The following is a 20,269-nucleotide window of genomic DNA, read 5'->3' on the forward strand; positions in this document are numbered from 1 at the left end:
GACCGTAGCCCAGCGCGCGCGAAGAGGGAATGGCCGGGAAGCGTTGACGGTGGCGGATACTGGACCCGCTATGGAAATCGTCATCCTTGTCGTAGTCATCGCTGTGATCGCGCTCGCCGCGATCAGCGGGCTCGTGGTCACGGGACGCCGCAAGAAGACGGCACCGCCACAGGAGCCCCGCACCCCCGAGAGCACCACCGAGGCACCCGCCCGCACGGCCGAACCGAAGGTCGGGGAGGAGACCGAGGCCCCGCCGGAGGGCGGGCGCCGCACCATCGAGGAGGTCGGCCTCCCCGAGGCCGAGAAGACCGAGGCCGAGGCGGAGGCCCCGGCCACCCCCGAGGCGGCCGAAGCGCCGCCCGAGGTGGAGACCCCCGCACCGGCGGCCGGCCGCCTCGTGCGGCTGCGCGCACGTCTGTCCCGCTCCCAGAACTCCCTCGGCAAGGGCCTGCTGACCCTGCTGTCCCGGGAACACCTGGACGAGGACACCTGGGAAGAGGTCGAGGACACCCTGCTGACCGCCGATGTCGGCGTCGGCCCCACCCAGGAACTGGTCGAGCGCCTCCGGGAGCGCGTCCGGGTGCTGGGCACCCGCACCCCCGAGGAGCTGCGCACGCTGCTGCGCGAGGAGCTGCTCCAGCTCGTCGGCCCGGACATGGACCGCACCGTGCACACCGAGACGCAGGGCGCCGAGGACCGTCCCGGTGTCGTCCTGGTCGTCGGCGTCAACGGCACCGGCAAGACCACCACCACCGGAAAGCTCGCCCGTGTCCTGGTGGCCGACGGCAAGTCGGTGGTGCTGGGCGCCGCCGACACCTTCCGCGCCGCCGCCGCGGACCAGCTGGAGACCTGGGGCACGCGTGTGGGTGCCCGTACCGTGCGCGGCCCCGAGGGCGGCGACCCGGCCTCCGTCGCGTTCGACGCCGTCAAGCAGGGCACCGAGGCCGGTGCCGACGTGGTGCTCGTCGACACCGCCGGACGTCTGCACACCAAGACCGGGCTCATGGACGAGCTGGGCAAGGTCAAGCGTGTGGTGGAGAAGCAGGGCCCGGTCGACGAGGTGCTGCTGGTGCTGGACGCCACCACCGGGCAGAACGGTCTGGTCCAGGCCCGGGTCTTCGCCGAGGTCGTGGACATCACCGGCATCGTGCTGACCAAGCTGGACGGCACCGCCAAGGGCGGCATCGTCGTCGCGGTCCAGCGCGAGCTGGGCGTCCCCGTCAAGCTGGTCGGCCTGGGCGAGGGCGCCGACGACCTGGCACCCTTCGAGCCCGAGGCGTTCGTGGACGCGCTGGTGGAGCCCGGCGCGGAATGACCCGGACCCGACGGTCGCCCCGAACGGCGTCAGGGGGTGCGAGGCTGGGCCTCGCACCCCCTGACCCGTTGTGGGGCTAGGAGTTGTCTTCCGCATCCTTCGCCACCGCGTCGTCGCCCGCGGCGCGGGGCCGCGCGAGAGCCGACCGGTGACAGACATAGGCGAGGGTGCCCAGCAGCAGCCGGGCCTGCGGCGGGCGGCCCGCCGTCTCCAGCGTGGGCGGGCGCAGCCAGTGCACCGCGCCCAGTCCGGCCAGGTCCGAGGGGGGCGCGGTGATGTGCTCGCCCTCGCCCCGGCCGCGCAGATCGAGGTCGGCGTCGTCCCAGCCCATGCGGTACAGCAGCTCGGGCAGCTCGGCGGCGGCACCCGGCGCGACCAGGAACCAGGCCCGTCCGTGCGGGGTCTCCGCGACCGGGCCCAGCGGCACCCCCATGCGCTCCAGCCGCACCAGCGCGCAGCGGCCGGCGCACCCGGCGACCTCCAGCACGTCGAAGGCGCGGCCGGTGGGCAGCAGCATCGCGGCCCCCGGCACCTGCGCCCAGGCGCGGGTGGCCTCGTCCAGCGTCGCGCCGGCCGACACCTCCAGCGTGGCGTCGAGGGGGTGGTCACCGGGGGCGGGGCAGGCACCGGCACCGCAGGAGCAGGTGACGCGTGTGCCGGAGCGGACCGCGCGGGCGCCGGGCACGACGTCCCAGCCCCACAGGCTCGTGTACTCCGCGACGGTGGTGCACACCTGGGCGTGTTCGCGTCTGCGCGCCCCGGGCCGCAGGTCCCGGATCTCGCGGATGCCGCTGAGACCGCTGATGGCGCCGATCGTGAAGCCCATGCTCCCTCCAACGGGTCCCGAAAGCTGATGGTTACGCGGATGTTGCGGACAGTGACGGCCGGAGGGCTGAGGAAGGCGGGATCGGGGTCGTTCGTCTCCGGGGTGGATGCCCACTGTCAAGTCAAGCGCCTGTGAGCGCTCCGATGTTCATTCGAAGGGGTGGCGAATGGTGGCGATTCTGCAATTACACTCGTCTCGCTCGTGATCGTAGGATTACTGTCGGTGCACGCAGGGAGAGAGTGCGGCAGCGGACTATGCCTCAGGCATGGCGGGGTCGTGGACGCCGGCGGGGCGCGCGGGGGAGCGCGGACCGGCACCGGCCCGGCGCGGGTCGCCGAGGCGGGATGGGGGCGTTACCAGTGACTGAGCGAGGCCGGACGGGCAAGAGCCCGAACGAGCGGCTGGGCTCGTGGTTCGTGCGCAGTGGCTGGTCCAAGGGAGAACTGGCACGCCAGGTCAACCGGCGGGCACGCCAACTGGGCGCACACCACATCAGCACGGACACCTCCCGGGTGCGCCGCTGGCTCGACGGAGAACAGCCTCGCGAACCGATCCCCCGCATCCTCTCCGATCTGTTCTCCGAACGCTTCGGCTGCGTCGTGGCCGTCGAGGACCTGGGCCTGCGGCCCGCACGGCGGTCCCCCGCCTCCTCCGGCGTCGACCTGCCCTGGGCCGGCCCCCAGACCGTCGCCCTGATCAGCGACTTCACCCGCAGCGACCTGATGCTGGCCCGCCGCGGCTTCCTCGGCAACTCGCTGGCCATGTCCGCCGGGCCCGCACTGATCGAACCCATGCAGCGCTGGCTGGTCCCCGGCACCCCGCAGGAGGCGGCCCTCCCCGCCGCCCGCGCCCACCGCCCCAGGACCGGCCCCGGACCCTCCCAGCCGGCCGAGCCCACCCGCACGGGCGCGGGCACGGCGGTCACCGTGGCCGCGACCGGCACCCGGCGCGGGGCGCCGCTGTCCCCGCCCGAACTCGAACTGCTGGAACAGACCACCCAGATGTTCCGCGTCTGGGACGCCCAGTGCGGGGGAGGACTGCGCCGCAAAGCCGTCGTCGGACAGCTCCACGAGGTCACCGACCTGCTCCAGGAATCCCACGCCGAACCGGTCCGGCGCCGCCTCTTCCGCGTCACCGCCGAACTGTGCGAACTGGCCGGCTGGATGAGCTACGACATCGGCCTCCAGCCCACCGCCCAGAAGTACTTCGTGCTCGCCCTCCACGCCGCCAAGGAAGCCGGCGACCGGCCCCTGGGCTCCTACGTCCTGAGCAAGATGGCCCGCCAGATGATCCACCTGGGCCGCCCCGAGGACGCCCTGGAGCTCATCCACCTCGCCCAGTACGGCAGCCGCGAGGGCTCCACCCCCCGCACCCAGGCCATGCTCCACGCCGTGGAGGCCCGCGCCTACGCCAACATGGGGCATCCCGGCAAGTGCAAGCGCGCCGTGCGGATGGCCGAGGAGACCTTCTCCGACATCGGCCGCGCCGACCCCGACCCCGACTGGATCCGCTTCTTCTCCGAGGCCGAACTGTGCGCGGAGAACGCCCACTCCTACCGGGACCTCGCCTACTCCTCCGGCCGCAGCCCGACCTACGCCTCCCTGGCCCGGCCGCCGATGGAACGCGCCGTGGACCTCTTCGGCCGCGAGGCCGAGGAGAACGAGGGCGGCGGCCACCGCCGCAGCTACGCGCTCAACCTGATCGGCATGGCCAGCGTGCACCTGCTCCAGAAGGAGCCCGAGGGCTGCGTGGCGCGCGTCAGCGAAGCCCTCGGCCTGGCCAAGCGGCTGCGCTCCGAGCGGGTCAACAACCGGCTGCGCCGCACCGCGGCCGGAGCGGTCAGCGAATTCGGCGGGGTCGCCGACGTCGTGGACCTGAGCGAACGGCTCCGCGCCGAACTCCCGGCAAGCGAGGCGGCGGCCGGGTGACGCCCCGCTGAAGGCGTCGCCCGGGCGTTTCCGGGCGTCGCCCGGGGCGTGGCGGGCGAACGGTGCTCCCCGTCCGGGCAACCGGTCGTCGCCCACGGCGCCCGCGCCGGCAGCCGCGATCCCGCCCCGACCCGCGTACGGGGCGGATCGTGGTGCCGCCGGGATGGGGCGGGGACGGCGCTTCATCTCCTCGTAACACCGGGCGGCGGGTTTTCACGGTCGTGAAACATCGGGCGGCGGCGGTCGAAACCGGGCGCGGGGACAGTGGCGGACAAGCCATCCCCGCCGCTCCGGCCCGCGCGGGCCGCCAACCGAGGAGACGCCCACAGTGAACGGTGCGGATACCGCGTTCGTCCTCGTCAGCGCATTTCTCGTGATGCTGATGACACCCGGCCTCGCCTTCTTCTACGGCGGCATGGTCCGGGTCAAGAGCGTCCTGAACATGCTGATGATGTCCTTCGTCTCGCTCGCGGTCGTCAGCGTGCTGTGGGTGCTCATCGGCTACTCGCTGACCTTCGGCCCCGACACCGCGGGACTGATCGGCAACCTCGACCTCGCCGCGCTCAAGGGCCTCTCGCCCGCCTCCCTGACCGCCAAGGACGGTATCCCGGTCTTCGCCTTCGTCCTGTTCCAGATGATGTTCGCCGTCCTCACCCCGGCGCTGATGAGCGGAGCCCTCGCCGACCGTGTGAAGTTCGGCGCCTGGACGCTCTTCATGACCCTGTGGGTCACTCTCGTCTACTTCCCGGTGGCCCACTGGGTGTGGGCCGAGGGGGGCTGGCTGCACGACCTGGAGGTCATCGATTTCGCGGGCGGCACCGCCGTCCACATCAACGCCGGGATCGGTGCGCTGGCCGCCGTGCTGGTGGTCGGCAAGCGCATCGGCTTCGGCAGGGAACCGATGCGCCCGCACAATCTGCCGCTGGTCGTTCTGGGCGCCGCCCTGCTGTGGTTCGGCTGGTTCGGCTTCAACGCCGGGTCCGCGCTCGCCGCCGACGGCAGCGCCGCCACCATGGCGCTCAACACCCAGGTCGCCACCGGTGCCGCCGTCGCCGGCTGGCTCGTCCACGAACGGATCCGGCACGGGGCCTGCACCACACTGGGTGCCGCCTCCGGCGCCGTCGCCGGGCTGGTGGCCATCACCCCCGCCGGAGCCTCGGTCGACGCCCTGGGCGCGCTGCTCATCGGTGTGGTGGCGGGCGCCGTCTGCTGCTGGGCGGTCGCGCTCAAGCACAAGCTGGGCTTCGACGACTCGCTCGACGTGGTCGGCGTGCACCTGGTCGGCGGTCTGATCGGCACGCTGCTGGTCGGCTTCCTGGCGGTCGACGGGGTCAGCGGCCCGGCCCAGTTCGGCAAGCAGGCCCTCGGGGCGTTCTCCGTGCTGGCGTTCTCCTTCACCGTCTCCTGGCTGCTGGCCAAGCTGGTGCAGGTGACCGTCGGCTTCCGCGCCGACGCCGACGACGAGACCGCCGGCGTGGACCAGGTGTTCCACGCGGAGACCGCCTACGACTTCGGTGCCGTCGGCGGCTCCGCCGCCCGGCGGCGCGGCGCCCCGGTGGCTCCCTCCGGCGGCCCCGCGTCCGCCACCGGCGCGGCCGGCACCGCCCGCGACGACAAGCCCGGCAGCCTCGACCACAAGGTGGACGCATGAAGCTCCTCACCGCCGTCATCAAGCCGCACCAGCTCGACGAGGTGAAGGAGGCGCTGCGGGCGTTCGGCGTCCAGGGCCTCACCGTCACCGAGGCCAGCGGCTACGGACGCCAGCGCGGCCACACCGAGATCTACCGGGGCGCCGAGTACACCGTGGACCTCGTCCCCAAGGCCCGTATCGAGGTGCTGGTGGAGGACCAGGACGCCGAACAGCTCACCGAGATCGTCGTCAAGGCCGCCCGCACCGGCAAGATCGGCGACGGCAAGGTGTGGGTCGTCCCCGTCGAGACCGCCGTCCGTGTCCGCACGGGCGAGCGGGGACCGGACGCGCTGTGAAGAAGCCGGCCCGCACCGCCCCCCGACGGCCGCCGGCGGCCCTTCGCCCCGCGCGTACGGCACAGCCGCGGATCCCGGCGCATGACGGCGACGGCCACGGCGAGGAGTACGCCGCCGCCCGGGTGCGGCTCCTGCGGAACCCCGGTCTGCCCGGCCCCGAACGGCGCCGCGCCCTCGCCGCCCTCACCGACCGCTGGCTGGCCGGACTCTTCGCGACGGCCGCACCCCCGGCGGGCACGGCCCTGGTGGCCGTCGGCGGCTACGGACACGGCACGCTCTGTCCGCGCAGCGACCTCGACCTGCTCCTGCTGCACGACGAGGGCGTTCCCGCCGGTGAGGTGGCGGCGCTCGCCGACCGCCTCTGGTACCCCGTCTGGGACCTCGGCCTCGCCCTCGACCACTCCGTACGCACCCCCGCCCAGTCGCGCCGGGCCGCAGCCCACGATCTGAAGGTCCAACTCGGCCTGCTGGACGCCCGCCACGTGGCCGGCGAGAAGGAACTGACCACCGCACTGCGCGCCGCGGCCCTCACCCAGTGGCGCAGCGACGCCGCAACCCGGCTGCCCGGACTGCGGGAACTGGCCGCCGCACGCGCCCGCCGCCACGGCGACCTGCGGTACCTGGTCGAACCCGACCTGAAGGAGGCCCGCGGCGGACTGCGCGACCTGACCGCGCTGCGGGCCGTGGCCGCCTCCTGGCTCGCCGACGCACCCCGCGACGGACTCCGCGAGGCACAGGACGCCCTGCTCGACATCCGCGACGCCCTCCACCTGACCACCGGACGCGCCACCGACCGCCTCTGCCTCCAGGACCAGCACCAGGTCGCGGAGGCGCTCGGCCTCCCGGACGCCGACGCCCTGCTGCGCCACGCCTGCCGGTCCGCCGCCGTCGTCACCCACGCCGCCGACGTGACCTGGCGAGAGGTCGAACGCGTCCTGCGGCCCCGCGCCGTGGCCCGGCGTGCCGTGCGGCTGCACGGCCTGCTGCACGCAGGGCGCCCGGCGGCAGGCGCCGCACCAGAACGCACGCCCCTGGCCGACGGAGTCGTCGCCCACGACGGCGAAGCGGCCCTCGCGGAGGGCGCCCGCCCCGACCGCGACCCCGTACTGCCCCTGCGGGCCGCCGCCGCAGCCGCCCGGGCAGCCCTCCCGCTCGCCCCGGCCGCCGTACGGAGACTCGCGCGCACGGCACCCGACCTGCCCACACCCTGGCCCGCGCAGGCACGCGAACACTTCGTCGCCCTGCTCGGCGCGGGAGCGGCGGCGGTACCCGTCTGGGAAGCCCTGGACGCGGCCGGCCTGATCACCCGGCTGCTCCCCGAATGGGACCACGTCCGCTGCCGCCCCCAGCGCGACCCCGTCCACCGCTGGACCGTCGACCGCCACCTGCTGGAATGCGCCGTCCGGGCCGCCGCCCTCACCCGCCGCGTCCACCGCCCCGACCTGCTGCTGACGGCCGCACTCCTGCACGACATCGGCAAGGGGCGGCCCGGCGACCACGCCGACGCCGGCGCCGCACTCGTCCGCGGCCTCGCACCGCGTCTCGGGTTCGACGACGCCGACACCCGCACCCTCGCCCTCCTCGTCCGCCACCACCTGCTGCTCGTCCGGACCGCGACCCGTCGCGACATCACCGACCCGGCCACCCTGCACACCGTTGCCGAGGCCGTCCGCAGCCGCGGCACCCTCGCCCTCCTCCACGCCCTCACGGAAGCCGACGCCCTCGCCACCGGCCCCGCCGCCTGGAGCCCGTGGCGCGCCTCGCTGGTGGCCACACTGGTGGCCCGCGTGGACGCCGTCCTGGCGGGCGAGGCCGTCACCGCCGACCCGCATGAGGGGGTGCTCGGCGCCGAGGACGAGCAACTGGTCGGCGAGGTGCGGCGCACGGGCTGCCCGGTGCTGAGAACCGCCGACGCACCCGGCAGTCGGGGCCTCGCCACCTGGGGGGACGCCGATTCCTCCGGCACTGTCGGCGGGGGTGGAGCCCTTGGCTCTCCCGATTCGTGTGATTTGTCTGGTGCTGATTGTTCTTCCGGTGTCGAGTTGCGCATCGCACTGCCCGACCGGCCCGGGGCGCTGTCCGCCGTCGCGGGGCTGCTGGCCCTGCACCGCCTCACCGTTCACGCGGCCCGGCTCCGGCAGGTGCCGGCCCCGCCCGTCACGGCAGACGGCAGGGCCGGCCCGGCAACCGGTGTCCTGCTCCTCACCTGGCAGGTCGCCGCCCACTTCGGGACCGTCCCGGGAACGGAACGGCTCCGCGCCGACCTCGTACGGGTACTCGGCGGCTCCCTCGACCTCGCCGCCCGCCTCGGAGCCGGGCAGGAGACCCACCGCGGGGCCGCTTTCTCCCCGCCGCCCCGCGTGAGCGTCGTACCCACGGCCTCCCGCACCGCGACGGTCGTCGAGGTGCGGGCCCAGGACGCGCGTGGCCTGCTGTACCGCGTCAGCCGCGTCCTCGACGAGGCGGGCGTCCGCGTCCGCAGCGCCCACATCGGCACCCTCGGCGGCAACGCGGTGGACGCCTTCTATCTGACCGACCCGCACGGTGCACCCCTGCCGGAGGCGACCGCCGCCCGTCTCGTCCGGCGGCTGGAGGCCGCACTGTGCTGACCCGGCCCAGCCGGTGGCCGGGGCGCGGGGCGCAGCACGTCGGCGTGGGCCGCAACCGGGACAGGCGGGGTGGCCCCGCCGGCAGGGCGGCTACCCTTGGCAGGGATTGACTCCGCCAACCGACCCGAGGACCGACGAGCGCTGTGTTCGACACCCTTTCCGACCGCCTGAGTGCGACGTTCAAGAACCTCCGGGGCAAAGGGCGCCTCAGTGAGGCGGACATCGACGCCACCGCGCGCGAGATCCGCATCGCCCTGCTCGAGGCGGACGTCGCCCTGCCCGTGGTCCGCGCCTTCATCAAGCAGGTCAAGGAGCGCGCCCTGGGGGCCGAGGTCTCCCAGGCGCTGAACCCGGCCCAGCAGGTCATCAAGATCGTCAACGAGGAACTGATCAGCATCCTCGGCGGCGAGACCCGGCGCCTGCGGTTCGCCAAGAACCCGCCCACCGTCATCATGCTGGCCGGCCTCCAGGGCGCCGGTAAGACGACGCTGGCCGGAAAGCTGGGCCGCTGGCTCAAGCAGCAGGGGCACGCCCCCATGCTGGTCGCCGCGGACCTCCAGCGTCCCAACGCGGTCAACCAGCTCTCGGTCGTCGCGGAGCGGGCCGGTGTGGCGGTCTACGCCCCCGAGCCCGGCAACGGCGTCGGCGATCCGGTGAAGGTCGCCGAGGACTCGATCGTCTACGCGCGCGACAAGCAGCACGACGTGGTGATCGTCGACACCGCCGGCCGGCTGGGCATCGACCAGGAACTGATGCAGCAGGCCGCCGACATCCGGGACGCGGTCAGCCCCGACGAGGTCCTCTTCGTCGTGGACGCCATGATCGGTCAGGACGCGGTCACCACGGCGGAGGCCTTCCAGGAGGGCGTCGGCTTCGACGGCGTGGTGCTCTCCAAGCTCGACGGTGACGCGCGCGGTGGTGCGGCCCTCTCGGTCGCGCAGGTCACCGGCAAGCAGATCATGTTCGCCTCCAACGGCGAGAAGCTGGACGACTTCGACGCGTTCCACCCGGACCGCATGGCGTCCCGCATCCTCGGCATGGGCGACGTGCTCACGCTGATCGAGAAGGCGGAGCAGACCTTCAGCCGGCAAGAGGCCGAGAAGATGGCCGCCAAGCTGGCGAAGGGCCCCAAGGAGTTCACGCTCGACGACTTCCTGGCCCAGATGGAGCAGGTCCGCAAGATGGGCTCGCTCTCCAAGCTGCTCGGCATGATGCCGGGCATGGGCCAGATGAAGGAGCAGATCAACAACCTGGACGAGCGCGAGGTCGACCGTACCGCGGCGATCATCAAGTCGATGACGCCGCAGGAGCGCGCCGAGCCGACCATCATCAACGGCTCGCGCCGGGCCCGGATCGCGCGAGGCTCCGGTGTGGACGTCAGCGCCGTCAAGAACCTGGTGGAGCGCTTCTTCGAGGCCCGCAAGATGATGTCCCGCATGGCCCAGGGCGGCGGTATGCCCGGCATGCCGGGGATGCCCGGGATGCCGGGGCTCCCCGGCGGCGGGGGCGGCAAGAAGAAGGGCAAGCAGAAGAAGGCCAAGGGCAAGCGCCAGTCGGGCAACCCGATGAAGCGCAAGCAGGAGGAGCAGGCCGCCGCCGAACGCCGGGCGCAGGCCGGCCAGGGCGGCGCGTTCGGCCTGCCGGGCGCGGGCCAGGACCCCGGGGACTTCGAACTCCCGCAGGAGTTCAAGGACATGCTGCCCCCGAAGTGACGGCACCGGCGGCGGGCGCCGCCGGCCGGTGATGGCAGGGGCTTTTTTCCGCTGGTCACGGTCCGTGCCTCCCGCGGCTTCCGGACCCTGCCGGCCCGGTGGGCTCGGCCTGTGGGTCTGTCGGCCTGTCGGCCCGCAGGGCTCGGGTCCGTCGGTCTGCCGGACCGCGGGGCTGGGGCCTGTCGGCCTGGCAGTCTGCCGGTGCCTGGCCTTGGCGGTCCGGTGCGTTCGGGCCTTGGGGGTCCGGTGGGTTCGGGACCTGCCGTGCTGCTCGTTGTGGCCTTCTGCATTGCTGTGGGGCTGGGCTCCGGGGTGTCCGGGCACGCCTGGGCTCGGTGACCGCCGGGCCGGGTCGTCCACGCCGACGGGCGGGGGCGCCCGCCGGGTGTCCTCGTACGGGTGACGGCTTCGTCGGCGCTGCTCGTCTTCAGGCCTCCGGGGCGGCGGGTCTCCTCTCCCCGGGCTCTTTCGGCTTCCTGACTCCTGGCCCTCCGGCCTTCTCGGCCCTCCGGCCTTCTCGGCCCTCCGGCCTTCTCGGCCCTCCGGGCCTTGCCCGGCCTCGGGGCACCCCCGCCCTCGCGAGGGCGGGGGTGCCCCGCGTGAGCCTGCGGCCCCGGGGGGCGCCCCCGGCCCTCACGCGGGGCCAGCCCCCGCGTGAGCCTGCCGCGGGGAAGGCGGATGATGGCGACCATGCGCGTATACATCCGCCCGCCGCGGTCCTCCGACGAGCAGCTCTACCGTGAGGCCGTCACCAGGTCGGCAGACCACCTCCGTCCGTGGAACCCCGTCGAGCCCGACGGCTTCCCCGACCTGCTCCGCCGCCAAGGGCCCGCGCTGCGGACGTTCCTGATCCTCGACCGTGAGGACGACGGGCTCGTCGGCCGCGTCAACGTGGCCAACATCGTCCGCGCCCGCTTCCGCAACGGTGCCCTCGGGTACGACAGTTACCTCCCCTACGCGGGTACGGGGCGGATGACCGAGGGGCTGCGGCTGGTGGTGGACCGCTGTTTCCAGCCGGGGCCCGACGGTCTGGCGCTGCACCGGCTGGAGATCAACGTCCAGCCGGAGAACGAGCGCTCGCTGGCCATGGCCAAGCGCCTCGGCTTCCGGCACGAGGGCTTCTCGCCCCGGATGCTCTACATCAACGGTGACTGGCGCGACCACGAGCGCTTCGCGCTGACCGCCGAGGAGTGGCCGGGCGTGGACTGACCCCCTTGCGCGCCGCGCGCATGGCCGGCCGCGGGGCGCGCTCCCTGCGGAGGGCGCCGCCCACAGTGTGTGTGCCCTCCGTGCGGGGCGCGGTGCGCCGGTCCGTACCATGCCCCGCGTGGGTCACCTCGCCGGGCCGCGGTCCGTGCGGAGGGGTGCTCTCGGCGTGCGTGGCACAGGGCAACCGCGCCCCAGGCCCGGGCCGCTGTTGCGGGGGAGTCCTTGCGGGGCGCGCGGGCCTGCCGGGGCGGCGATACGTCCCGGGATGCGGCGGGTGCCGAGCTTGGCCGCAGTTCGGGGCTCCCGCCCATCTCCCCCGCAACCGTGCTGACTGACTGGTACGTGCAAAATATTTGCGATGCCCCGGAATCGGAACACCGAGGCACTCCCGCTCGTTGGGAACGACGTGAGCACGACACCACCTGTACTCGCCGCCGAGCTGGCAGCCGCCTGGGCCGACATTCAACGGCACCACTCCGAGCTGCCGGACCTGGCCGCGCCCGAATCCCTCATCGGAGAGTCCTCGTCCGCATGCGGCACCGGTCTCTCCTTCGAACGGCTGCTGCACGAGGCAGTCCACGGCATCGCCGCCGCCCGCGGCGTCCGGGACACCTCGCGGGCGGGCCGCTACCACAACCGCCGCTTCCTGGCGATCGCCGAGGAGCTGGGGCTCGACCACCCCGAGGAACCGCACCCCAGCAGCGGCTTCTCCCTCGTGGTCCTCACCCCGGAGACGCGGCGGCGCTACCGCCCCACCATCGAACGCCTCCAGCGCGCCCTGAAGGCGTACAGCGCGGCGACCGAGACCGACAGCGGACGCAGTTTCCGCGGCCCCGCCGCCCGGCACGGCTCCTCCGGCGGCGGCGTCCGCGTCAAGGCCGTCTGCGACTGCGGGCGCAACGTCCGCGTGGTCCCCTCGGTGCTGGCCCAGGCGCCCATCATGTGCGGGGCCTGCGGCAAGCAGTTCCGCATCCCCGCGGAGCCGGCCGCCAAGGGCGAACCGGTCCCCGTGGGCTGAGACGGCGCAGGCCGCCACCCCGCCGTCCGTCCTGTCGGTCCTCCGTCAGTCTTCCGTCTTTCCCGGTCCCCGTCCCGCCCCGGTGGCACCGCATGCCAGGTGCCGCGGGGGCGGGACGGGGCGGTTTCGGGCGGGGGCCTGAGGTGTGGCATCATGGTCGGCTGAACTCGGCAGCCGCACAGGATCCCTCTCTCCTCCGGCTGACGCGTCCATCGGACACCCCGGCGCCTCAACCCCACGTGGCAGTCCGATGTGTCCACCCACGTCAAGACCAGGAGACACCACACCCGTGGCAGTCAAGATCAAGCTGAAGCGTCTGGGCAAGATCCGTTCGCCTCACTACCGCATCATCGTGGCCGACTCCCGCACCCGCCGTGACGGCCGGGCCATCGAGGAGATCGGTCTGTACCACCCGGTGCAGAACCCGTCGCGTATCGAGGTCGACTCGGAGCGCGTCCAGTACTGGCTCAGCGTCGGCGCCCAGCCGACCGAGCCGGTGGAGGCGATCCTCAAGGTCACCGGCGACTGGCAGAAGTTCAAGGGTCTGCCCGCCCCGGAGCCGATGAAGGTTCCCGAGCCGAAGGCCGACAAGCGCGCCCTCTTCGAGGCCGTGGCCAAGGAGTCCGCCGACGAGCCGCAGGGTGAGGCCATCACCCCCAAGGCCAAGAAGGCCGACAAGGCCGACAAGAAGGCGGAAGAGTCGGCCGACGCGTCGGCCGCCGCTGAGTCGACCGAGGACTGAGGATGCTCGAGGAGGCCCTCGAGCACCTCGTGAAGGGCATCGTCGACTACCCCGACGAGGTGCGGATCGCTGCCCGCAACCTGCGTCGCGGGCGTGTGCTGGAGGTCCGGGTGCACCCCGACGACCTCGGCAAGGTGATCGGCCGCAGTGGCCGCACCGCGCGCGCTCTGCGCACCGTCGTGGGAGCTCTCGGTGGCCGCGGCGTCCGTGTCGACCTCGTCGACGTGGACCAGGTCCGCTGAGAGCGGTATGCAGCACCGGCACGGGCCGGGGACGGCAGCCATGCCGTCCCCGGCCCGTTGTCGCGCTCGCCCGCCCCGCCTCCGCCCCGCGGCGGCGGACGGCGCGGTCGCGCACGGGCGGAGCGGTTACGTACGGATGAGTACCGAGCACGGAGAAGCACAGTGCAGCTAGTCGTCGCGCGGATCGGCCGCGCCCACGGCATCAAGGGCGAGGTCACCGTCGAGGTCAGGACCGACGAGCCGGAGCTGCGGCTCGCGCCCGGCGCCGTGCTGGCCACGGACCCGCCCTCGGCCGGGCCGCTGACCATCGCCTCCGGGCGGGTGCACAGCGGCCGGCTGCTGCTGCGTTTCGAGGGGGTCGGCGACCGCACGGCTGCCGAGGCACTGCGCAACACCCTGCTCGTCGCCGAGATCGACCCCGAGGAGCGGCCCGAGGACCCGGAGGAGTTCTACGACCACCAGCTGGAGGACCTGGAGGTCGTCACCCGGGACGGGACCGTCGTCGGGCGCATCGAGAGCATCGCCCACCTGCCCGCACAGGACCTGCTGGTCGTCCGGCGCGAGGACGGCGGCGAGCTGCTGATCCCCTTCGTCGGCGAGATCGTCCCCGAGGTCGATCTGGAGGCCCAGCGTGCCGTCGTCGACCCGCCGCCCGGTCTGCTCGACGAGGCGGGCGCGGAAGAGGCCCGGCCGGGCGGGGAGAGCCAGGCGTGAGACTCGACATCGTCACAATCTTCCCCGAGTACCTGGAGCCGCTGAACGTCTCGCTGGTCGGCAAGGCCCGGGCCCGCGGCGTGCTGGACGTCCGCGTCCACGACCTGCGCGCCTGGACGCATGACAAGCACCACACCGTGGACGACACCCCTTACGGCGGCGGTCCCGGCATGGTCATGAAGCCCGAGCCGTGGGGCGAGGCCCTCGACGAGATCCTCGCCGGGGGAGAGCCCGGCCTGGGCGCACCGGTTCTCGTCGTCCCCACCCCCAGTGGCCGGCCCTTCACCCAGGAGCTGGCCGTCGAGCTGGCGGACAAGCCGTGGCTGGTCTTCACCCCTGCCCGCTACGAGGGCATCGACCGCCGGGTCATCGACGAGTACGCGGCCCGCCTCGACGTACGCGAGGTCTCCATCGGCGACTACGTGCTCGCGGGAGGGGAGGCGCCGGTGCTCGTCATGGTCGAGGCCGTCGCCCGGCTGCTGCCCGGCGTCCTGGGCAACGCCGCCTCGCACCAGGACGACTCCTTCGCGCCCGGCGCCATGGCCGATCTGCTGGAGGGGCCCGTCTACACCAAGCCGCCGGAGTGGCGCGGCCACGGCATCCCCGAGGTGCTGCTGAGCGGCCACCACGGCAGGATCGCCCGCTGGCGCCGTGACCAGGCGTTCGCCCGTACGGCTGCCAACCGGCCGGATCTGATCGAACGCTGCGACCCGGAAGCCCTGGACAAGCACGACCGGGCGACCCTGGAGGCTCTGGGCTGGCGCCAGGGCACCGACGGGCACTGGCGGCGGGCCGACGAGGACGAGCGGGCCGGCGAGAAGGAGCGGGGCGGAGAGGACGAGCGAGCCGACGAGAACGAGAAGGCCGGCGAGGGCGAGCGGGCCGGCGAGGAGCGCTGAGCTGTCCGTCCGCCGGCGGGGAACGGGCGGCCGATTTGGGTGGAAGGGCCGGGCCGTGGAAGAATGGACCGCTGCCTCACATGCGGCGCGCGACCCTGCCACAGGGGGACCGACGCCCGCCGCGAGTGACGGCTCCCCGACCGGAATCACGATATGCCGCTGATGACCTGTGGCATCAGCGAGGAAAGCAGACGGACATGTCTCACCTTCTCGACAGCGTCGACGCCGCCTCCCTGCGCGACGACGTACCGGCCTTCCGCCCGGGCGACACGGTCAACGTGCACGTCCGCGTCATCGAGGGCAACCGCTCCCGTGTCCAGCAGTTCAAGGGCGTCTGCATCCGCCGCCAGGGCTCGGGCGTGCGCGAGACCTTCACCGTCCGCAAGGTCAGCTTCAGCGTCGGCGTCGAGCGCACCTTCCCGGTGCACACCCCGATCGTCGAGAAGATCGAGGTCGTGACCCGCGGTGACGTCCGCCGCGCCAAGCTGTACTACCTGCGTGACCTGCGCGGCAAGGCCGCCAAGATCAAGGAGAAGCGCGAGAGCTGATCTCCCGTCCTGGGTGCGCGCGGCGCCGGTTAGGCTTCCGCCCGATGGACACCCAGGCAGAGCAGGACGAACCGGAGCGCGACCGCTCCTCCGGTCCCGACGAGGGAACGGGGGGCAGGTCGCGCTTCGTGCGTGCGGCCCTCTACGCGGGGGCCGTGCTGGCGGCGCTCTTGCTGAGCAATGCGTTCATCGTGCAGCCTTTCGGCATCCCGAGCGCCTCGATGGATCCGACCCTCCGGGTGGGGGACCGGGTGCTCGTGAACAAGCTGGCCTACCGTTTCGGCGGCGGACCGCAGCGCGGTGATGTCGTCGTCTTCGACGGCACGGACTCGTTCTCCGGGGAGGCCGATCCGGACGCGAACCCTGTGACGACCGCGCTGCGCAAGGCCGGGGCCGCGACCGGACTGGTGCCGCCCGCCGAGACCGACTACGTCAAGCGCGTCATCGGGGTCGGCGGCGACCTTGTGCGCTGCTGCGACAGGCGGGGGAGGATCGAGGTGAACGGGCGGCCCGTGAACGAGGACTATCTGTACCCCGGCGACGCCCCCTCCGACGTGCCCTTCGAGACCCGCGTCCCCGCCGGGCGGCTGTGGGTGATGGGCGACCACCGTGCCTCCTCCAGCGATTCCCGCGACCACCTCGGCGACCCCGGAGGCGGCACCGTTCCCGTGGACCGTGTGATCGGACGGGCCGACTGGATCGGGTGGCCCCTGGGGCGTATCGGCTCGGTTCCCGCGGGCGCGGGCGGCGCCGATGAGTGACCCGGCGGGCGGATACGGAACCGGCGGCCCCACGGACCCGTACGGCGATGCGGGGCCCTATGGCAGTGCGGGCTCCCACGGCGACGCGGGGTCCCATGGCGAAGGGGAGCCGCGCCAAAATCATGCGCAGCCCTACGACGCGGAGACGTACGGCCACCAGGGGCCGTACGGGTACGCGACGCCCGCCACGTCCCCTCCATGGCAGGCGCCCTCCGCGTACCCGGACGCCCCTGCCGCCCACCCCGCCGAACCCCCCGCGCCGTACCAGGACGTACCCCCGTGGCAGCACCAGGGAGTGCCCTTTTCCGGACAGGACTCTCCCGGCGCCGTACCGCCGGGCCAGGGCGCGCACGGCGAGCCTCTCGAGCCCCCTCCCGCAGTGGGAGCGGGCCCCGGGGAAGAGCTGGCACCGCTGCGCCGGCCGGGCCAGGGGCGGGCCGAACGGAGGCGGGCCGCCAAGCGGATCAAGCGCCGCCGTCGGCTGTCCGCCACCAAGGAGATCCCCGTCCTCATAGGCACCGCCCTGCTGATGGCGCTGGTGCTCAAGACGTTCCTGGTGCAGGCGTTCGTGATCCCCTCCGGATCCATGGAGCAGACCATCCGGGTCGGAGACCGGGTACTGGTCGACAAACTCACCCCATGGTTCGGCGCCAAGCCGGACCGCGGTGACGTGGTCGTCTTCGAGGACCCCGGTGGCTGGCTGGACAACGACACCACGGGCGAGAAGGAGAAGAAGGACCCTCCGCCCGGCATCAAGCAGGGCAAGGAGTTCCTGACGTTCATCGGACTGCTGCCCTCCGACGACGAGCAGGACCTCATCAAGCGCGTCGTCGCGGTCGGCGGCGATACCGTACGCTGCTGCGACCGGCAGGGACGGGTGACCGTCAACGGCACCCCGCTGAACGAGCCGTACATCCATCCGGGCAATGAACCCTCGCGGACGAAGTTCAAGGTGACCGTTCCCCAGGGGCGCGTTTTCGTCATGGGGGACCACCGGGCCGACTCGGCCGACTCGCGCTACCACTTGCGGGACGCGGAACATGGAACGATCGGGGAGGACCGGATCGTTGGAAGAGCGGTCGTCATCGCGTGGCCGATCGACCACTGGCGACGGCTGGAGGAACCCGCGACCTACGCTTCGGTGCCGGACGCCCCTGGCGCCGCGGCACCGCCGCCCGAGGGCCGTGACAATCGAGTGGCGCAACTCCCGTTGTCTGCGGAACTTCCGCTCGTTATGGGAGTGGTGGGCCTGTACCGACTGCGGGGCAGGCGAATGCGCAGTGTGAGGAGTGGATGTGGGGGACTTGGCGGTCGGCGCACGGTCCGGTTCCGGGTACCCGGAGAACGAACGTCCTGGTGCGGACGGCAGGGCGGACGACGCAGGACCACCGGCCGTGGAAAGAGAGAGTGACGGCGTGACCGCCGATACCGACGGGACGGCAGCGGCCTCCGGAGCGGCTGGGGACGAGCCACGTGGCTTCCACCACCCCGGGGACGACCCGCCGCGGGACGACTCCGGGACGGAGCAGTCCGGAAAGGCCGGGAAGGACGTGAAGAAACAGCGCCCCTTCTGGAAGGAACTGCCGATGCTCATCGGCATCGCGCTGGTTCTTGCGCTGATCATCAAGACCTTCCTGGTGCAGGCGTTCTCGATCCCCTCCGACTCGATGCAGGACACCCTCCAGCGCGGTGACCGGGTACTGGTGGACAAGCTGACCCCGTGGTTCGGGTCCACCCCGGAGCGCGGCGAGGTCGTCGTCTTCCACGATCCGGGCGGCTGGCTGCCCGAGGCCCAGGTGGAGGAGAACTTCTTCCAGACCGCGCTCAGCTTCATCGGTCTGATGCCCTCCGCCAACGAGAAGGACCTCATCAAGCGGGTCATCGCGGTCGGCGGGGACACGGTGGAGTGCAAGAAGGGCGGCAAGGTCCGCGTCAACGGCACCCCGCTGGAAGAGAGCTCGTACATCTACCCGGGCAACACCCCGTGCGACGACAAGCCGTTCGGGCCGGTCAAGGTGCCCGAGGGCAAGCTGTGGGTGATGGGTGACCACCGCCAGGACTCCCTCGACTCCCGCTACCACATGAACCAGCCCGGAAGCGGTTTCGTCCCGGAGAAGGAGGTCGTGGGCCGGGCCATCGTCCGCGCCTGGCCGATCAGCCGCTGGGGCACCCTGCCGGTGCCCGACACGTTCGACCAGCAGGGCATCCAGGCACGTGCTCTCGACGCCGCACCCGGCGCGGCCGGCCTCGCCGGCGCCGTTCCGCTGGTGCTGTGGCGGCGCCGGCGGCAGCGGACCGCAGTCCGTAAGAGCACCCTCGTGGTGCCGACGGGCAACAAGGGCTGACTGTTCCCCGTACTCCTGGATAGGGTGCCGCGCAGATCTGCGAGGGCGCGGACCCGGCCGCAACGCCGTCGGGGGCCGCGCGCCCCGCGAGGCCGCGGCGGAGGACCGGGAGTGCCGAAGAAGTGAGCAGCAACGCCGAACGCACAGCAGAGGGCCGCGGCCGTCTGGGCAATCGACTGTCCGGAGTGGCCGTGGCCCTCGGCCTTGTGCTCTTCCTCGGCGGTTTCGTATGGGGAGCCGTCCTCTACCAGCCGTACACGGTGCCGACCGACTCCATGGACCCCACCGTCAAGGCCGGCTCGCGCGTACTGGCCGAACGGGTGGACGGCGCCCGAATACGCCGTGGCGACGTCGTCGTCTTCCAGGACGGGGTGTGGGGCTCGGTCCCCATGGTCAAACGAGTCGTGGGCGTCGGCGGCGACAAGGTGGCCTGCTGCGACGCGCGGGGCCGCCTCACGGTCAACGGAAAGAGCGTCGAGGAACCGTATCTGCGCGACGGGGCCCAGGACTCGGAGCGCGCCTTCGAGACGACGACGGTGCCCGAGGGCAAGCTGTTCCTGCTGGGGGACAACCGGCAGGACTCGCTCGACTCCCGCACGCACCTGGAGGACCGCGACCACGGCGCGGTCCCGCGTTCGGCTGTCAAAGGCAGAGTGGATGCGGTGGCCTGGCCCGTCGACGGTCTCGGCATGCTGCCCGAGGCCCCCGGCTTCGCCGCCATGCCGGGCGGCACCTCGGAGCACGGCCCCCTGCCCCTCGCACTGGGCGCCGTCGTCGTGGGAGCCGCGCTGGTGCTGGGCGGCGCGGCATACGGACCGCTCGCGCGGCGCCGCGCCATGTCGGCCCGTCGTAGCGCCGGGTGACGCACAATGGGGGGACGCACGGCTGAAGGGGAACATGCCATGAGCGCCGAGGACCTCGAAAAGTACGAGACCGAGATGGAGCTGAAGCTCTACAGGGAGTACAGAGACGTCGTCGGGCTGTTCAAATACGTGATCGAGACAGACCGGCGTTTCTATCTCACCAACGACTACGAGATGCAGGTCCACTCGGTCCAGGGAGAGGTGTTCTTCGAGGTCTCGATGGCGGACGCCTGGGTGTGGGACATGTACAGGCCGGCCCGGTTCGTCAAACAGGTGCGGGTGCTCACCTTCAAAGACGTGAACATCGAGGAACTGAACAAGAGCGAACTGGATCTGCCCGAGGACACGGGCTTCAAGGGCTGAGACAGCCTGCCCGCGGGGCCGGGGCCGGGGCCGGGGGCGCGGGGCCGGTGCTGCGGGGGCGTCACTCGTGTGAGTGACCGAGTTGTCCACAACCGGCGGGTTCTCCACAGAAAAAGAGCAAGATCCCACAACCACCTCCGGGGCCGTCAGAGTCGGTTCCGGAGGTGGTGTGCATGAATACCAGCGCAG

General features: G+C 72.5%; 19 protein-coding genes. 18 read left to right on the top strand and 1 reads right to left on the bottom strand.

Annotated elements, in window-relative coordinates:
* Positions 1-70 precede the first annotated feature (70 nt).
* The gene (ftsY, locus tag IO40_RS0110630; RefSeq protein WP_016470098.1) at positions 71-1,315 is read left to right on the top strand and encodes a signal recognition particle-docking protein FtsY; all 1,245 of its coding nucleotides are present in this window, start codon (positions 71-73) and stop codon (positions 1,313-1,315) included.
* A 76-nt stretch (positions 1,316-1,391) separates the two neighbouring features.
* On the opposite strand, the gene IO40_RS0110635 is transcribed toward ftsY, so the two are convergent.
* Complete coding sequence (locus IO40_RS0110635; RefSeq protein ID WP_031175310.1) at positions 1,392-2,141, bottom strand: bifunctional DNA primase/polymerase; 750 nt, start codon at positions 2,139-2,141, stop codon at positions 1,392-1,394.
* A 344-nt stretch (positions 2,142-2,485) separates the two neighbouring features.
* Here IO40_RS0110635 and IO40_RS0110640 point away from each other — a divergent pair, with 344 nt between their 5' ends.
* From IO40_RS0110640 to IO40_RS0110720, 17 genes are all read left to right on the top strand, one after another.
* On the top strand, positions 2,486-4,069 hold the full coding sequence (locus IO40_RS0110640; protein ID WP_033228706.1) for an NsdA family TPR-like regulatory protein: 1,584 nt from the start codon (positions 2,486-2,488) through the stop codon (positions 4,067-4,069).
* 328 nt (positions 4,070-4,397) lie between these two features.
* On the top strand, positions 4,398-5,720 hold the full coding sequence (locus IO40_RS0110645; RefSeq protein WP_030406927.1) for an ammonium transporter: 1,323 nt from the start codon (positions 4,398-4,400) through the stop codon (positions 5,718-5,720).
* A complete protein-coding gene (locus IO40_RS0110650; RefSeq protein WP_016470102.1) occupies positions 5,717-6,055 on the top strand; it encodes a P-II family nitrogen regulator in 339 nt (112 codons plus the stop codon). The genes IO40_RS0110645 and IO40_RS0110650 overlap by 4 nt, the downstream gene beginning before the upstream one ends.
* Positions 6,052-8,664, top strand: a complete 2,613-nt coding sequence (locus tag IO40_RS0110655) for a [protein-PII] uridylyltransferase (protein ID WP_016470103.1) — start codon at positions 6,052-6,054, stop codon at positions 8,662-8,664. The genes IO40_RS0110650 and IO40_RS0110655 overlap by 4 nt, the downstream gene beginning before the upstream one ends.
* Positions 8,665-8,807: 143 nt before the next feature.
* Positions 8,808-10,376 carry a signal recognition particle protein gene (gene ffh, locus IO40_RS0110660; RefSeq protein WP_016470104.1) on the top strand — a complete coding sequence of 523 codons (1,569 nt, stop codon included), beginning with the start codon at positions 8,808-8,810 and terminating at the stop codon, positions 10,374-10,376.
* Positions 10,377-11,066: 690 nt separating this feature from the next.
* Positions 11,067-11,585, top strand: a complete 519-nt coding sequence (locus IO40_RS0110665) for a GNAT family N-acetyltransferase (RefSeq protein ID WP_225843421.1) — start codon at positions 11,067-11,069, stop codon at positions 11,583-11,585.
* 358 nt (positions 11,586-11,943) lie between these two features.
* Complete coding sequence (locus IO40_RS0110670; RefSeq protein WP_016470106.1) at positions 11,944-12,603, top strand: hypothetical protein; 660 nt, start codon at positions 11,944-11,946, stop codon at positions 12,601-12,603.
* Between the two features lie 289 nt (positions 12,604-12,892).
* Positions 12,893-13,345: a 30S ribosomal protein S16 gene (gene rpsP, locus IO40_RS0110675; protein WP_016470107.1), complete on the top strand. Its 453-nt coding sequence runs from the start codon at positions 12,893-12,895 to the stop codon at positions 13,343-13,345.
* A gap of 2 nt (positions 13,346-13,347) precedes the next feature.
* On the top strand, positions 13,348-13,587 hold the full coding sequence (locus tag IO40_RS0110680; protein WP_016470108.1) for an RNA-binding protein: 240 nt from the start codon (positions 13,348-13,350) through the stop codon (positions 13,585-13,587).
* A gap of 162 nt (positions 13,588-13,749) precedes the next feature.
* On the top strand, positions 13,750-14,301 hold the full coding sequence (gene rimM / locus IO40_RS0110685; RefSeq protein WP_030406931.1) for a ribosome maturation factor RimM: 552 nt from the start codon (positions 13,750-13,752) through the stop codon (positions 14,299-14,301).
* On the top strand, positions 14,298-15,200 hold the full coding sequence (gene trmD / locus IO40_RS0110690) for a tRNA (guanosine(37)-N1)-methyltransferase TrmD (RefSeq protein WP_016470110.1): 903 nt from the start codon (positions 14,298-14,300) through the stop codon (positions 15,198-15,200). Before rimM ends, trmD begins: the two co-directional genes overlap by 4 nt.
* 197 nt (positions 15,201-15,397) lie before the next feature.
* On the top strand, positions 15,398-15,748 hold the full coding sequence (gene rplS / locus IO40_RS0110695; RefSeq protein ID WP_016470111.1) for a 50S ribosomal protein L19: 351 nt from the start codon (positions 15,398-15,400) through the stop codon (positions 15,746-15,748).
* Between the two features lie 44 nt (positions 15,749-15,792).
* Positions 15,793-16,509, top strand: coding sequence for a signal peptidase I (lepB, locus tag IO40_RS0110700; RefSeq protein WP_016470112.1), 717 nt, complete (start codon positions 15,793-15,795; stop codon positions 16,507-16,509).
* Between the two features lie 379 nt (positions 16,510-16,888).
* Entirely contained in the window at positions 16,889-17,920 is a 1,032-nt protein-coding gene (lepB, locus tag IO40_RS33415) for a signal peptidase I (RefSeq protein WP_079042493.1), read from the top strand.
* The gene (lepB, locus tag IO40_RS0110710) at positions 17,814-18,854 is read left to right on the top strand and encodes a signal peptidase I (RefSeq protein WP_033228771.1); all 1,041 of its coding nucleotides are present in this window, start codon (positions 17,814-17,816) and stop codon (positions 18,852-18,854) included. Before lepB (IO40_RS33415) ends, lepB (IO40_RS0110710) begins: the two co-directional genes overlap by 107 nt.
* A 122-nt stretch (positions 18,855-18,976) precedes the next feature.
* The gene (gene lepB / locus IO40_RS0110715) at positions 18,977-19,717 is read left to right on the top strand and encodes a signal peptidase I (RefSeq protein WP_031175316.1); all 741 of its coding nucleotides are present in this window, start codon (positions 18,977-18,979) and stop codon (positions 19,715-19,717) included.
* 39 nt (positions 19,718-19,756) lie between these two features.
* Positions 19,757-20,080: a DUF2469 domain-containing protein gene (locus tag IO40_RS0110720; protein WP_016470116.1), complete on the top strand. Its 324-nt coding sequence runs from the start codon at positions 19,757-19,759 to the stop codon at positions 20,078-20,080.
* Positions 20,081-20,269 lie beyond the last annotated feature (189 nt).

The organism is Streptomyces albus subsp. albus (assembly GCF_000725885.1).
Lineage (GTDB): Bacteria > Actinomycetota > Actinomycetes > Streptomycetales > Streptomycetaceae > Streptomyces > Streptomyces albus.